Source organism: Intestinimonas massiliensis (ex Afouda et al. 2020), from assembly GCF_900626285.1.
GTDB classification, from domain to species: Bacteria; Bacillota; Clostridia; order Oscillospirales; family Oscillospiraceae; genus Flavonifractor; species Flavonifractor massiliensis_A.
In genome coordinates this window covers 1,314,469-1,329,441 of record NZ_LR131147.1, presented here as the reverse complement: position 1 = coordinate 1,329,441, position 14,973 = coordinate 1,314,469, and the positions used below count along the sequence as shown (strand labels likewise).

Here is a 14,973-nt window from a genome sequence, read left to right as displayed (position 1 = left end):
CGCAGAGCAACCCGCGGCACCCTCATCTAATGGCTCGTTAGATACCAGGTGTCCCGGAGCATTTAAGTATCCTGACTCGACTTCTCCGCATCACCCCGACTTCCCAAGCCTGTCGGCTCAGTGTCATTGTGGGGGATGCTCCATCTCACAGTGGCGGCACCGTACCGGACTTTCACCGGTTTCCATGAAATGCTCCAATGCCTTTTCTATATTGAACTTTGTGATTACAGTATAGCACGTCGGCCGCCATCCGGCAACCACCGGGAGAAGTGCATTTTTCCATTACCAGGTATGACTTTTTCCAATAGCCGACATCACACACGCCACATCCTCCAGCCACCGTGCGGGCAGTCCACCCCTGCCGCACACTCCGGGCTCTGGACAGGCCAGAAGCTCCGCCCGTGGAAACCACGGCCGCAGGGAGGGGAAAAAGAGGGGATCTGCCAGCAGGACATCGGGCGTCGCCCAAGCGGCCAGCTCCGCCGGATCGCCAAACAGAAGCGTATCTGCGGTGAGAAAGGGCCGGTAAAGCTCCTTTAAAGTCCGGTAGGGGGCATAGAAGGCGCGGAGGATCCGGCAATTCGGATATTCCCCCCGGATCGCCCAGGCCAGTCCTTCCGTTGCAATGGGCGCTCCGATCAGGAGAAGGGTGCGGTTCCCTGTTTCATGTTCCACCGGCTTCTCTGGCGGGGCCCCCTTTGCCGCCGTGGAGAAACGGGACAGCCATCGCTCCAGTCCATAGCGTTCCAGCGGCAGGCCGCAGAAATAGGGGATTCCATAGTCGGCCTCCATTTGCCGTGCCGCCCCCAATCCTTCGGCCGTCACCACCCAGTTCAGGGCCGGCGCAGACCGGAGCTCTCCGCCCCCAAAACCTTCCTCCCCCCAGACACAGACCTGATACCCCCGGGTGGTCAAAGCCTCCGCCCCGAGGCGCAGCGGCTGTCTGGAGCCCAGCGCGAGATCGGAATAGCCCAGAATAGAGATCCTCTGGTTGTCACGCCCCTCCGGGCGCCTCCAAGTGGCCAGATTCCGCAGGGCCCGGTCCACGCCCACTGGTGCGGACTCAAATCCGGTGCAGGGGAACCTGAGTACCGGGACCCCCCGCTCGGCCAGACTCTCCTGTATCCCGGTATAGTCCATGCCGAGCAGTTCGGGAATTGCACTCCCCATAAGGCCGCAGAAAGCGCGGCCGCTGTGCGCAAAGCCTCTCGCAATTCCGTTGACTGCCGCTGCCTCGCAGCCCGCGGCCAGCTCCAGATCATCAAACCGTGAATGTTCCAGACGCAGTCCGGCGGTGGCGTCGTCCCCCAGTGTCAGACATCCGGTGCATCCTCCGGCAGTCAACAGAAAGGGGTAGGCGTCCCAGCTCTGGAGAAGGGACGCCACTCCGCTGAAATCCGGCGGCAGAACGGGCAGCGGCGCGCTGCCCCGGGGAATTTCCCCCACAGGCGGGGGAAAGGTGGACAGAATTTGCTCCAACTCTGCCACGGCATTCCGGGTGCGGGCCACCAGAGGCCCCCGCAGCAGAATCCGGACGGGAAGGCCAGCCTGCTCCGCAACCTGTTCCAGATCGCATTGCGTCAGCACCTCGGCACAGGAGGCGTAGAGCACGACCCCGCCTACGCCGGGGCGGCGTGCGGCCTCCCGAAGCCTGGCTGCCAGATGCTCCGCTGCCTGGCCGGCGGCGTAGTCCGCCCTCGTCAGCGGGCAGGGCAGGAATTGGTGGAGTTTCCCCAGCTCTGCCGCGCGCAGGTAAAGCGCCCGCACACAGGCCAGAGAACCGGCAGCCGCCAGAAGAAGGTCTCCCCTTTGCCAAATGCGTTCCGGAAGGGTCATAAAGTGCTTCCCGCCCCCCTCCGCCGAATAGACTTCCACACGGCAGGCGTCACGCAAGCCCCTCCACCTCCTGTTCTGCTGCCCGGCGGCAGAATGCCTCCAGTGCCTCGTCCCCCAGTGGCCGGGGGCTGGTGGGCTGGGTATCCCAGAGCCGCTGGGCCAGTTCCAGAAAGCGCATGGCCGCCGCCCCGTCCGGTTCCAGATGGTGTACGGTGGTATGCAGATAATCCGCTCTTCGGAGCTGGCGGTCTTCCGGCAGGATACCGACGACTCTGGTCCCGGATTGCTCTGCGAAGGAGCGTACCAAGGCATCCTCTCCCGCTCCGTGGCTGCGGTTTTGGATCAGCCCGCCCAACAGGGGAGCGGCGCCGGAATAGCGGGCGACTCCGCGCATGATGTTGTTGGCGGCGTAGAGCGCCATGAAATCGGCAGAGGTGATCAGGTATACCCGGTCTACAAAATGTTTTCGCATGGGCACTGCGAACCCTCCGCATACCACATCGCCCAGGACATCGTACACCACCACGTCCCAGGGCTCCTCCAGAATGCCGAGCCGGTTGAGCTCGTCCGCCATGGCGGTGATGCCCAGGCCGGCGCACCCCGCGCCGGCCTGGGGACCTCCTGCCTCCACACAGGAGACGCCGAACGCCCCGGGAAAGACAAGCTGCTCCCGGGCTAGAAGCTCCTCCGACCTCCCCAGAGTCTCCAGCACAGTTGGGATTCGTCCCGACGTCAGGCAGCGGGTAGAGTCCGCCTTGGGGTCACAGCCGATGTGAAGCACCCGTTTCCCCGTTCGGGCAAAGGCCGCGGAGAGATGGGCGGCCACGGTGGACTTCCCGATCCCACCTTTTCCGTAAAACGCAATACGCAACATCTTGACTTTCTGCGCCTCCCTTGCATGTTGTCTGTAATTTTTAATTATATCACAGCGGAGACATCTTCCACTATTTCCATTTTCCCTTATTGAATATTGGTTTTTCCGATAGCAGATCTGCCCGTGCCTGCGGCTTCCCTGGGGGATCTGCTTGACTTCCGTGGGAAAGATTGCTATGATAATATCCACAATAAAATATTGTTTTTCGTCAAGTGTCCGCTTTGTTTGTGCGTTTCAGCGGAGAAAAGGGAATCGGGTGGAAGTCCCGAGCGATCCGGTCACTGTGAACAGGGAGCACTTTCACATATGCCATTGTGTAAATTACACGAGAAGGCGTGTCAGTGCGGCGATCTGTGAGCCAGGAAACCTGCTTGATGAAGTATGTTGATGCTTCCGGTCAAGGCCTCTCGACACAAATGGGACAGGTGATTTCCGCTGGAAACCCGGAAACGCTGTTTGTGCGAAGCGGACCTTTAATGGTCTGCTTTTTTTCCTCTTATGGGGTCTGACTCTGGAAGACGGCCGTGGAACCGGCACATTTTCTGCATCCGCAGGACTTGCGCGTTTCCAGATATAAGTTGGACCGAAAGAAGGAGGATTCTATGAATCTGAAAAAACGCCTGACTGCTGCGCTGCTGAGCGCGGCACTTGCCCTGTCTCTGGTGGCCTGCGGCAGCCCCGCCACCCAAGAGAGCCCCTCAACTGCCCCCTCCCCCAGCGCGGAACCCGCATCCGCCGGTCACACCGCAGACGATATGATCGTTTTGGCTGGTGCCCGTACTCTGGCCCCTGGTCTGGAGGATGTCTATTTCTCCCACAAGCTCCTGGGTGCATGGGAACCGCTGATCTCCGTGGATGAGAGCGGAAACCCCATGGGGGTGCTGGCTGAGAGCTGGGAGCGCAACGAAGACGCCACTGTTTGGACGTTCCACCTTCGGCAGGGCGTTAAGTTCCAGAATGGAGAGGACTTCAACGCTGATATCGTGGTGGAGAACTTCAACCGTTACAAGCTCATGGAGAGCGGCTATTCCCAGTATACTACATTCAAGGTGGACGAGCTCTACCCCGGCCTCATTGGCTGTGAGAAGGTCGACGACTACACCGTCAATGTCAGCTTTACCGACCCCATCCCCCGGCTGTTATTTAACATGAAGGACACTGCAAGCTGTATTTTCTACCCCGGCTCCTGGGACACGGAAACCGGGTACTTCACTGAGCAGCCTGTCGGCACTGGCCCCTATATTATCAAGGATATCAAAGAGGATGAGTACGTTGATATCACTGCTTTTGACGGCTACTGGGGAGAGCCCGCCAAAACAAAGAATATCCGCGTGCGCATCATCACTGACCCTCAGGCCCGCTATGCCGCCTTGGACAGCGAGGAGGTCATGGGGGTGCTGGACCTCGGGGCTATGCCTGCCGCCCTGGGGGACGAGCTTCTCAAGGATGACCGCTTTGCCATGGCGGTGCAGACCTCCAATATTACCCATATAATGCTTCTTAAGGGTGAGGGCACCAAATTTTCCGACATGCGTTTGCGTCAGGCGGTAAGTCTGGCCATTGACCGTCAGCTTATTGTGGACCAGCTCTGGGGCGGCTATGCCATGCCAACGCAGAACCTGATTAACCGTATGTGCCCCGACTGGGTAGAACTGCCCGTAGAGTATGATATGGACAAGGCCAAGGAGCTGGCCCGTGAGGTGCTGGGGGACGAGCGCCTTCCGTTGGATATGTATACCCGCTCTCTGTATCTGGACCGCGGCCCTTATAAGGAGATGATGGAGTATATCCAGTCCCAGCTTTCCCAGATCGGTATCGATGCCACCGTGAATGTGATTGACTCCTCTACTTACTCTGAGATGTCCAAGGCCGGTGAACTGGGGGCAAACTTCATGACTCATGGTATGTCCAACCTCAATGCCTACCACTTCCTGGATATCTATATGAGCAGCGAAGGGTCTTACAATAAATCCCAGCATTTGGCCTACAGCAACCCCCACGTGGACGAGCTGCTGGCCGAGATGAAGACCACCCTGGACGACGACCGTTTCCATGAGTTGGCCGTGGAGCTCCAGGAGATTGCCAACACTGAGTTGCCTGTTATTCCTCTGTTCTACGACACCAGCAACCTCATCTACAATCAGGAGCAGATTACAGGCTACGAGGATTTCAGTGACCATTTGGATCTGAGTCATCTTTCCTGGGTGAACGCGCAGTAACCGCCACACCGCGCCAAAGCTGTGCTTTGGCGCGGTGTTTTTCAAGGGAGGAATTTCATTGAATCAAACCCTGCGCTATACCGCAAAAAAAATATTGTGGACAATTCCCATTCTGGTCGGCATCACCTTTCTGGCCTTCGGTCTGGGGCTGGTTGCACGGGGAGACCCCGCTACCAATCGGGCCAGCGCCGATCCCAACTATATCCCCACTGAGGAGGAAATCCAGGAGCTCCGGGCGGAAATGGGGTTAGATGATCCCATTTTGGTGCAATACGGGCGCTGGATCTGGAACGCAGCCCACGGTGATCTAGGGGAATCCTATATTGACGACAAGCCGGTGCTGGGTGAGATTCTCCGGCTGCTGCCCAACACCCTCCTGCTGAGCGGAATGGCGTTGCTGGTCATTACTGTGGTGGGGCTTGCTGGCGGCCTGCTGCTTACACTGTTCCGGGACAAATTCATTGACCTGCTCGGGCGAGTTTTACTGGTGTTTCTGATGTCTATTCCTGGTTTCTGCCTAGCCTATTTTATGATCTGGCTGTTCGCCCAAAAGCTGCGTATCTTGCCCACCAGCGGCGCGGAGACACTGTCCTGCTTCCTCATGCCCTGTCTTGCTATTTCCATCGGCTCGGCCTGTGTGGTTATCCGGCTGCTTCGCTCTTCCATTCTGGGGGAGCTTAGCAAGAATTACATTCTGACCGCCCAGGCCAAGGGCCTGCGGAGGGGCCAGCTCATTTCCCGTCATGCACTGCGAAATTCTCTAGTTCCCTCCATTACTTATATCGCCAATACCTTCGGCGGTCTTCTGGGAGGCTCCATGATCACGGAGAGCGTATTTTCCGTCCCAGGAATCGGAAGCTACGCCCTCACCGCCATCAATAATCGGGACTATATCGCCATACAGGGCTATGTGCTTTTTACCGGTGTTGTCTTTGTTCTGGTCTGCCTGCTGGCCGACCTGATCTGCGCCTGGCTGAACCCGCAGATTCGATTGGGGGGCTGAGCATGCGTGGTAAAAAAGTCTTGTTCATCCTTTCACTAACTGTGCTTGTTCTTTTCCTGCTGGTAGGGGTCTTTGCTGATTTTCTGGCACCCTGCGACCCCAACGCGGTGGATATGGCCAACGGCCTTGCCGCCCCCTCCACTGAACACTGGCTGGGTACCGACCATATCGGCCGTGATCTGCTGAGCCGGCTTATCTACGGCAGCCGCTCTTCTGTGTTCATCGCTTTCTTCGCCACCGGATGCACTCTGTTGCTGGGCATGACTATCGGCCTGGTGTCCGGTTATCTGGGGGGATGGATAGATCAACTGATTCAGGCTGTGGTCAATATCTTCCAAGGAATCCCCAGCGCCGCTTTTGTGGTCGCCATCCTGGGACTGCTGGGCCCCGGTATGCGCAGTCTGCTGATCGCCATTGTGGTCAGCTCCTGGGCTGGATTCTCCCGTATTGTGCGCAATCAAGTTCTGGAGATCCGCGAGCTGCACTATATCGAGGGCGCACGGGCCATGGGCGGCGGGAGCTTCTATATCATGCGGCGCCATATCCTGCCCAATATCTTGCTCCCTCTGCTGGTTCTAATCGCCACACGGATCGGCTCTACGGTGCTCACCGTGGCCGCCATGAGCTACCTGGGCCTGGGCCTGCGGGCACCCGCAGCGGACTGGGGGATCATGATTAACGACGCCAAGCTCTACTATGTGAAGGATTTTCTTGTTCTACTGGCCCCTGCGGCCTGCCTGACTCTGTTCTGCCTGAGCATCAACTTGATTGCTGATTATCTCCGGGACTGCCTTGACCACGATGACGGCGCGGCCCGCATGCTGTAAAGGGAGGACGCACATGGAACTGTATACAAAGGACCTCTGCGTCCGCTTTGCTACCCGTTCGGGTGATATTCCCGCCGTCAACCATGTCTCCCTCGCATTTTCGGAGCGACAGGTCACCGGCATCATTGGAGAGACGGGCAGCGGCAAGTCTGTGCTGGGCCTGTCTATTCTCGGACTGCTTCAGTCCAACGCCTCTGTCACCGGACAGATCTTTTTGGGAGAGCGGGAGCTCACTGCCCTGTCCGAGCGGGAGCTGTGCACAGTCCGCGGCAGAGAGATTGCTCTGGTGGCTCAGAACCCGGCCACCTCATTGAATCCCAGCGTGCGGGTGGGACGCCAGATCGAGGAGGTCTTCCGTCTGGCTGGAAAAAGTACCCCAGACTGCCGGAGACTCACGCTGGAGCTTCTCAGGCAGATGGCCTTTTCCGACCCGAAGCAGATTGCAGGTGCCTACCCCTTCGAGCTCTCCGGTGGCATGCGCCAGCGTGTACTGACAGCCATCGCTGTGGCTGCACGTCCGCAATGGCTGATCGCAGATGAGCCCACCAAGGGACTGGATGCAGTGGTGCGCAATCAGGTTTACGACACCTTCTGTATGGTACGGGACCAGTACCGCGTCGGCTTTATCGTCATTACCCACGACCTTCTGCTGGCCCGCAAATTCTGCGAGCGTATCGTTGTCATGTACTGCGGCCGTGTCCTGGAGACCAACGCGGCGCGGGAACTGTTTGAGCACCCTAGGCACCCCTATACCCAGGGGCTTATCGCCTCGCTGCCCCACCTGGGCATGAAGCCTATGGCGGGCTTTTCTCCCGCCTTTACCGACCAGCCCTCCGGCTGCGTATTCCATCCCCGGTGCCCTTACGCGGAGGCTCGTTGCCGGCATACAGAGCCGAAATCCATCCCCTGTGGAGAAGGGAGCGTGTGTTGCCATCGCTACGCTTGAAGTCCAGCACCTCTCAAAAAGTTTTCACTCCAACCGCCTTCGCGGACGCACCCACAAGGCGGTGGACGATGTTTCCCTCGCCATCGGGCCCGGACAAACTTATGGGCTGATGGGGGAGTCCGGTTGTGGCAAATCCACTTTGGGTCGGATGATTACCCGGCTTCTCCCGGCCTCCTCCGGGACAGTTCTCTATGACGGGACGGACCTCTTGTACATTCCTCAGCGAAAGATGCTCCCCTACCGCCGGCGCATTCAGATGCTTTTTCAGCACCCGGACACTTCGCTAAATCCGCGGATGACAGTGCTGGACAGTCTGCGGGAGCCCTTTCTGCTCCACGATCTGCCCGGCAAGCAGGATATGGATGAAATAATTCGCGCCCATATTGAGCCCTATGGCATTCAGCCGGAGCTGCTGGAGCGCCGGGCCTCCCAAGTCAGCGGCGGCCAGATCCAGCGCATTGTGCTGGCACGCATCATGCTGCTCCAGCCTGAGTTTATTGTACTGGATGAGCCCACTTCTATGCTGGATGTGTCGGTACAGGCCCAGATCATGGATCTGCTACACCAGGTTCAGCTCCGAACCGGAGTATCGTATCTTCTCATCTCCCACGACCTCGATCTGCTGCGCCACGCGAGCAGCCGGATTGGCATCATGTACCGGGGAAAGCTGCTGGAACAAGGGGAGACAGAGGCCGTACTGAATGCCCCTACCCACCCCTATACCCGGGAACTGATTGAGAACTTTTCCTATATGAGGGATTAAACGCCCATTGGGAGGTGACCTCTGTGACGCTTCAAAATCTAAAATATGTGGTTGCAGTGGCGGAGCACGGTTCGTTTTCTGCGGCCGCCAAGGCCCTTTACATCTCTCAGTCCACCCTGTCCTCCGCAATCAAGGAGCTGGAGGCCGAGCTTGGAACTCAACTCTTCCTGCGGAGTAACCGCGGTATCCAGCCCACCCCCGACGGGGAGGACTTCCTGCGCTATGCCCGCGAAATTGTGGAGCAGAGCCGCGCCCTGGAACGGCGTTATCGCCACCGGAGATATGCGCCTACACGGTTCGCGGTTTCGACCCAGCGGCTTCCCTTTGCCGTCCGGGCATTCCAGAGATTTATGGAGCAGCTCTCCTGGAACAGCTATGATATCGCCATCCGGGAGTGCCCAACCTATACCATTATTAGTGACGTGGCTGCTGGAAAAAGTGATGTGGGGGTGGTGGCCCTGCACGACCAGTACATTCCAGCACTGGAAAAGACCTTTGAGATAAACCATGTGACTTTCACCGAGTTAGAACGCTTGCCAACGTATGCCTTCCTGCGTAGAAGTCACCCTCTTGCGAAGCGGGACAAGGTCAGCATGGCCGAACTGCTCCAATACCCCTTCGTAACCTATGACCAGGAGGCGGATCGCTCTGAATACACCGAAGAAGTTGTGTTCCATCAGATTGCGGAAAAGACCGTTCACGTCTCCGACCGGTGCAGCAAGGTGGCGCTGGTTCGGTTTACCGATGCGTTCAGCATAGGTCCGGACCTGACCAACAGCAACGCCGATGCCTTCCACAGCGGGATGGGTGAGATTGTTGCCATGCCGGTAGAGGAGATCTCCGACTCACTCCATGTCGGATATCTGCTGCAAAAGAATGTGGCGGTCTCAGCCGCCATGGCAGTGTTTCTGGACTATCTGCGGGACGATATTATAGTGTTAAAGAAGACTCTTTAGTAACGTTAGATTCGTTTTTATTGAAGTGTCCGGCACAGGATCCACGGAAGACTGTATAAAAAATGCGCCGTCCGGCTTGAGCCGGATGGCGCACGTTTCTTTTGTTAGTGTAAAATTATCGTAGGCAAAAGAAAAAGGGAAACGGTGAAAACATCGCTTCCCTTGGGGCTCCAAAGTCAGTAGAATTGTGAGTTGAGAACAAACACCTACTGCAAAGGAGTCCCAAGGTAATGGTAACAAAGTTAGAGACACAAGGCAAGCAGATTTTTCAGTGGGGCGAGAAGTTTGTAGACATCGCCACACTGGAGAAAGCGGTGTACGAAGCCGTTCTCTCCCTCGGCCGCAATATCATGCGCCAGTGCATAGAGGAGGCGGATCGGACGCTCGCTCGGCAGCGGGACCGTGGGATGTACCGGGACAAGGGCTACCGGCCCACCACGCTCAAAACAGTGATGGGCGAGGTGGGGTACCAGCGCCATGTCTACCTGCTGTCCGGGGCCGCGGAGCAGCCCAGGGCAACGGTATACCTGCTGGACAGGAGCATGGGCCTTGACACGGTAGGCCTTTTCAGCGATACTGTGTGTATGATGGCGGTGGAAGCGGCCTGTGCGGTGAGTCACCGGACGGCAGCCGCCACACTCAACGATCTGACCGGGCTGAGCCTGAGCCACGAGAGCGTCTGGCGCATTGTCCAGAACGCTGGGAGCTGGGAGCAAGCCCGAGTGGACAGCCTGGCGGCGGCGGCAAAGGCCGAGTGTGGGTCTGGGACCTATGAAACGCCGGTACTGTATGAGGAGATGGACGGCGTGTACCTTGCTCTGCAAGGGAAAGACCGGCTGGAACACGGCCCCAGCAAAGAGATGAAGGTGTCTATTGCCTACTCCGGGATTTACGAGGACGCCAGCGGGCGGCGAAGCCTTGCCAACAAGGTTTCATACGCCAGCATGGAACAGGCGGAACACTTCCGCCGCCACGCCGAGGGTGTAGTGGCCGACTTCTATGCTGTGGACTGCGTGAAGCGACGGGTCTTTAACAGCGACGGCGGAACCTGGCTGCAACGGAATATGGTGCCTGGATGTACCTACCAGCTCGATTTGTTCCACCGGAACCGGGCTGTGCGTACCTGTGTGAATGACCCAGACCTCCAGGAAACCATCCTGGAGCTATTTCATGCACGTAAAGTCAAAGAAGCGATTGCTGTGGTGGAGGCATCTATTGAGAGCACACTGGATCCCGACGAACAAGAGAAGCGGCGGAAGCTGTTTACCTACTTCAACAACTACCGGAAATCCCTTATTCCATACTACCAACGGAGTGGAAGAAAACCCCCGCTGCCCAACGAGGGCCAGCAGCCCGCCCGGTGTGGGAGCATGGAGAGCAACATCTTTACCATTATTGGGAACCGGATGAAGCACAACCGCACCTGCTGGAGCGTGGCCGGGGCCAACAACCTTGCGGCTTTGCTCGCCTTGCACCGCACCGGCCATCTGCGGCGTGTTCTGCGGGATTGGACGGCCCACGGGGCCCCCTCTAAGCTATACACAATAACGGCTCCCATATCTGCAAAGCAAACCAACAAACAGATGAGTGAAATCTATATCCCACCGCATTTACTGTCTGCTGGTGACCTCCATCCAGCCGCGAAGTATTGCCTGACCAAATTCTTCCCGCTGTCCGAGATGCACACCACAGAATGACTGTGCTGGCTGAGTGCGCTTGGCCCGGTTTACGCCGAGGCCATTCACCTTGAACAACACTTTCTACTGGCTCCAATTTTGGTACCAGCACCCCTTGCCAACGATTTTGTTACACATACTTTCTTTTGTTCCATCTTGACATTCCGAGTGCACCCTGATAAAATAAAAAAACAAGTGAATATAGTTGGTACACAGGTGTCCATCCAATTGTGGTGGGTGAAAAGGGAAGCCGGGTGAGAATCCCGCACAAAGCCGTTGCTGTGTTGGCGGAGTGCCTCTCTGCTATGTCACTGGGATGTTTGTTCCGGGAAGACGGAGAGGTGCGTTTGAACGTCTGAGTCAGAAGACCTGCCTGTGTATAACGCACAAAAAAGCCTCCCCGGACCTGGGAGGGTGCAGTTTCAACCACAGTAGGAACCTGTGGAATTTGTTGCTGTATCCTTCAGGATACAGTTTTTTTGTTGCCGAATTCACTTGTCCCTCCTATTTCGTGCTGCTCCACACGGGACACGGGACTCTTCTGCAGGTCTCGCGTCATTTTGGAGCAATCGGCTGGAAGAAAAGGGCGCATAATATCGTGGGTAATATTATGTGTTTTTCCAGCCGGAACAAGAGAAGCACATGGCCTGAACCCGGCGCAGGGGTGGGCCATGTGCTTTTTATTATACCGCAGCGCTCGGCGAAAAGGCGATTATCAGGATCGCGAAATAGTGTTTGAAAAATTTTCCTGTTTACCCCTTGCATTTTGAGCGGAAAGTTGTATAATGAACTCAAAAGAAAGCCATTTGTAAAGTGCAAGTTTAACAAAAGATAGTTCTTTGAAGGGGATGGCTTCTGAGTTCTGCATGGGCAGAGTGGGATGCACCTTCCTGTAAAATTTAATATGAATCCGGCTTTTGTGGCAAATGCGCGACCCGACTCCCGTCAGGGAGCGGACACGCATCCTTGTTTCTGAACAAGGGAATCAGGTGAAATTCCTGGACATGTTTTGCAGCAGGAGCCGTGGCGAAAGCTACGGGGACGTGCAATTCAATAGCTGTGATTGTGGAGTATATCTGTTTTCTGCGAAAGCAGGTCACTGGCGGTCGTAATGGCTTAGCTGGGAAGGCGGCGGATATGCGCAGGCGGGCTTTAAGCCCGTCGGGACACATTAGTCAGAAGACCTACTAGGAGCTTACCCCCAATTCATTGGGGTTGCTCTGAGATAAATGCCAAATGTGAGGAGGGCACTGAATAAGTGGCCCCTTCTACCCGAAATGGGAGCAGAAGCGGACGCATATTTTGCGTCCGTTTTTTATTCGCAAGCTCAGGAGAAAGACGGACGTATCGGTATGCGTCCGTCTTTTTGTTTCGATTGCCCCAAGAGGTTTGCGGGGTAGCCGGATTGTGCCACAAGTCAGGAGGCTGTTTTGTGAACGGTAAGCATTTCATCGGCAACCAGCAGCTCAGCAGAAAGCTCATTGGGCGGACCAAGGAGGCGCTTCGTCAGCGAAACGTCCAGTTTGCCCAGGCGCATGGTGACGCCAGCGACGAAGCGCTGCTGGATTATGTCCGGAGCGAGGCGGCGCGCTTTGGCGGCTGGCAGAATGTGATCACGTCAGCAGGACTGCCCTCGCCGAAGAAGCAGAAGCCCACCTCCAAGCGGCAGATTTTCAAGGAGGAGTTCCGTTGCCAGGCGGAGAGCGGGAGTGCACAGAGCAACAGAACAGCAGCGAGCAATCCGGAGGAAGAAGGGGATCCCCTTCTTCCGTCATAGGGAAACCCCTATGACGATCTCTCTTTGAGCATTCAGCGGGCTATCGCCTGTCGCATATGGCCGGTACGCGGCTGACAATTGAATAACCCAGTACCAAAAGCGATATTCCGTGAGCGGAGTAGGCCAGGACGTCGGCAAGGCCGGCCGAGCCACCAACAGCGGAGAGACGTGGAGCAATGCGGGGCGGCAACTGCACAGGAACAGTATTGGTGTTTGGGCGGAGAGGATCAGCGGGAACGGGACAATCGGTGCGGCGGCCCCTGCGCTTTTTCCGGGAGCGCGGCGGCGGCCGCATTGACGGTTGATTAAAATGCGACTTCTCAGCGGAAGGAGGCGGTGAGAGTCAAAAAGAGTTGTAAACAGGAGTACAAGGGAAACGATCCAACGGAGAGACTTGAAGGAGGTTTACGTATGAAAACCAGAAAATTTACAGCGATGCTGCTGACCCTGGCTATGGCATTCAGCTTGCTGACGGTCAGTGCGGGAGCGGTAATGGACAATGACCATGACCGCATCAGCGTTGATACTGCAGGCCCTTTGTCGGTGGTATGGGATAGTGAAACCGTAGATTCCGAAGCTTATCACACAGGAGATATCGTGTCGAGTGAAGACGGCTACTATCCCTCCAGCTTCTACCTCTATGTAGACAGCGCCGAGGAGAACGGAATCACCGTTACTGGCGGCACCCTGTCTGCGCCTGTGGAGGAAACGGAGGGCGGCACCAAGTATTTGGTGACCAACAACAGCGGGGGCAGCATTGTGATTAGGCTGGCGAATGCGGCCCAGAGCAACAACGTCTACACGCTGACCTTTGCTGCGCCGGAGGGACAGATGGCCGGCGGCGCCATCACCGGAGTCTTGCAGGGGTATCTGCCGCTGGGCCAGTATGCCCGGGGCACGATGTGGGGCAGCCCTTATACCGACGGCAGCACGACGGCCGGCAGCACCCCCAAGGTTCTAGGCGGGTTCTCTTCTACCGGCGTCTCCTTGGGTGCCGGCGGCGGCTACGTCCAGTATGCCCTGCGGGACAGCGAAGGGAACCAGGCCTATATTGAAGATGACGCGAGCAATCCCTATGGCGTGGACTTTATCGTCTACGGCAACGCCTTCAACGGCAACCCTGAGGCGGCCTCTGTCCAGGTCTCCGAAGATGGAAAGACCTGGTATGAGCTGGCCGGAAGTTTGTACTATGACCCCAATACGCTTCGCGATGTGAACATCACCTATACCCTGAGCGGGAGCGATATTCAGTACAGCATCACGGATCCGAACGGGCGCAATCCCGGCGTTTCCTTCCCACTCACCGGGACGTTCAAGGCTGGCGCCGCTGCGTGGTTCCCCACCACGGCGAACTACGGCGGCGTGTGGAAGACGTCCGCCGTCTCCAGCGATCAGACCGTCGGCGCTTCCGCCTTTAACGGCGCCAGCGTGACTTATACCGGCGTTACACTGGTAAAGGACACGGATACCACCGCGGACTATCAGTTTGGCTATGCGGATATCCATGTGAATGGCGGCAATTATGGTACGGCGATCAATCCCTACACCGCCGCGGCCACCACGCAGGGTGGGGATGGCTTCGACATTGCGTGGGCGGTAAAGCCGGACGGCACACCTGCGGGGCTTATAAGGATCGGTTATATCCGGGTATATACATCCGCACTGATGAGCAGCACGGATAACACCACCATCCCCACACCCGGTATCTTCGGTGAGACCTCCGCTGAGGTTTGCGGCATCTACGCGGTGACAGGGAGCGGCTCTGCCAGCATCACGGAGGATCTGTTTATTGCCGATGCAGCGACAGGAGAGAACGAGGTGAATACGAGCAACGGGGGGAGCCAGGTAGTGGCCGCTGGCAAGTACCGTCTGTACTCCGATATGGAGCGTGTGTTGCTCAATGGCGAGACGATTAGCGATGCTGCGGATGGGCATGTGTTTACAATGGCAGCCGGAGACATGTTACAGATCATCACGCAGACCGGAGAAGAGGCCCCGTATATTACTGTGCTGATTTGCCAATAAAAAATGGATATGGATAAAATAGGAAAAGTGAGCGAGCGTCCTTTTGGACGCTCGCTCATCTCATTTATTTT

12 protein-coding genes and 4 riboswitches are annotated in these 14,973 nt (G+C 57.1%); of the genes, 10 read left to right on the top strand and 2 right to left on the bottom strand.

Annotation, left to right across the window (positions count from 1 at the left end; all coding sequences use genetic code 11):
* Window positions 1-66 precede the first annotated feature (66 nt).
* A riboswitch (cobalamin riboswitch) is annotated at window positions 67-184 on the bottom strand.
* Window positions 185-282: 98 nt separating this feature from the next.
* Both E0E41_RS06835 and E0E41_RS06830 read right to left on the bottom strand, forming a co-directional pair.
* Window positions 283-1,893 carry a nitrogenase component 1 gene (locus tag E0E41_RS06835; protein ID WP_024724852.1) on the bottom strand — a complete coding sequence of 537 codons (1,611 nt, stop codon included), beginning with the start codon at window positions 1,891-1,893 and terminating at the stop codon, window positions 283-285.
* A complete protein-coding gene (locus E0E41_RS06830) occupies window positions 1,886-2,710 on the bottom strand; it encodes a nitrogenase iron protein NifH (RefSeq protein WP_007490275.1) in 825 nt (274 codons plus the stop codon). Before E0E41_RS06830 ends, E0E41_RS06835 begins: the two co-directional genes overlap by 8 nt.
* Before the next feature lie 193 nt (window positions 2,711-2,903).
* A riboswitch (cobalamin riboswitch) is annotated at window positions 2,904-3,099 on the top strand.
* On the opposite strand from E0E41_RS06830, the gene E0E41_RS19105 reads away from it, so the two are divergent.
* The 10 genes from E0E41_RS19105 to E0E41_RS06785 all read left to right on the top strand — a co-directional run bounded on the left by E0E41_RS19105 (window position 3,085) and on the right by E0E41_RS06785 (window position 14,902).
* On the top strand, window positions 3,085-3,219 hold the full coding sequence (locus tag E0E41_RS19105) for a hypothetical protein (RefSeq protein ID WP_263639450.1): 135 nt from the start codon (window positions 3,085-3,087) through the stop codon (window positions 3,217-3,219). (Overlaps the previous riboswitch by 15 nt.)
* 93 nt (window positions 3,220-3,312) lie before the next feature.
* Window positions 3,313-4,929 (top strand): ABC transporter substrate-binding protein, encoded by a 1,617-nt coding sequence (locus E0E41_RS06825; protein WP_021631857.1) that lies wholly within the window; start codon window positions 3,313-3,315, stop codon window positions 4,927-4,929.
* Window positions 4,930-4,987: 58 nt separating this feature from the next.
* Complete coding sequence (locus E0E41_RS06820; protein WP_034566845.1) at window positions 4,988-5,932, top strand: ABC transporter permease; 945 nt, start codon at window positions 4,988-4,990, stop codon at window positions 5,930-5,932.
* A gap of 2 nt (window positions 5,933-5,934) precedes the next feature.
* Window positions 5,935-6,759 carry an ABC transporter permease gene (locus E0E41_RS06815; protein ID WP_024724851.1) on the top strand — a complete coding sequence of 275 codons (825 nt, stop codon included), beginning with the start codon at window positions 5,935-5,937 and terminating at the stop codon, window positions 6,757-6,759.
* 13 nt (window positions 6,760-6,772) lie between these two features.
* Window positions 6,773-7,705, top strand: coding sequence for an ABC transporter ATP-binding protein (locus E0E41_RS06810; protein ID WP_021631854.1), 933 nt, complete (start codon window positions 6,773-6,775; stop codon window positions 7,703-7,705).
* Complete coding sequence (locus E0E41_RS06805) at window positions 7,668-8,468, top strand: ABC transporter ATP-binding protein (RefSeq protein ID WP_130869278.1); 801 nt, start codon at window positions 7,668-7,670, stop codon at window positions 8,466-8,468. Before E0E41_RS06810 ends, E0E41_RS06805 begins: the two co-directional genes overlap by 38 nt.
* Window positions 8,469-8,491: 23 nt before the next feature.
* Window positions 8,492-9,424, top strand: coding sequence for a LysR family transcriptional regulator (locus tag E0E41_RS06800; RefSeq protein WP_021631852.1), 933 nt, complete (start codon window positions 8,492-8,494; stop codon window positions 9,422-9,424).
* A 230-nt stretch (window positions 9,425-9,654) separates the two neighbouring features.
* Window positions 9,655-11,121: a UPF0236 family transposase-like protein gene (locus tag E0E41_RS06795; protein WP_007491039.1), complete on the top strand. Its 1,467-nt coding sequence runs from the start codon at window positions 9,655-9,657 to the stop codon at window positions 11,119-11,121.
* A gap of 176 nt (window positions 11,122-11,297) precedes the next feature.
* Window positions 11,298-11,491: riboswitch (cobalamin riboswitch) on the top strand.
* A gap of 558 nt (window positions 11,492-12,049) precedes the next feature.
* Window positions 12,050-12,306, top strand: a riboswitch (cobalamin riboswitch).
* 226 nt (window positions 12,307-12,532) lie between these two features.
* Window positions 12,533-12,877 carry a hypothetical protein gene (locus E0E41_RS06790; protein ID WP_021631872.1) on the top strand — a complete coding sequence of 115 codons (345 nt, stop codon included), beginning with the start codon at window positions 12,533-12,535 and terminating at the stop codon, window positions 12,875-12,877.
* A 597-nt stretch (window positions 12,878-13,474) separates the two neighbouring features.
* Window positions 13,475-14,902, top strand: coding sequence for a hypothetical protein (locus E0E41_RS06785; RefSeq protein WP_130869277.1), 1,428 nt, complete (start codon window positions 13,475-13,477; stop codon window positions 14,900-14,902).
* The last annotated feature ends 71 nt before the right edge of the window (window positions 14,903-14,973 follow it).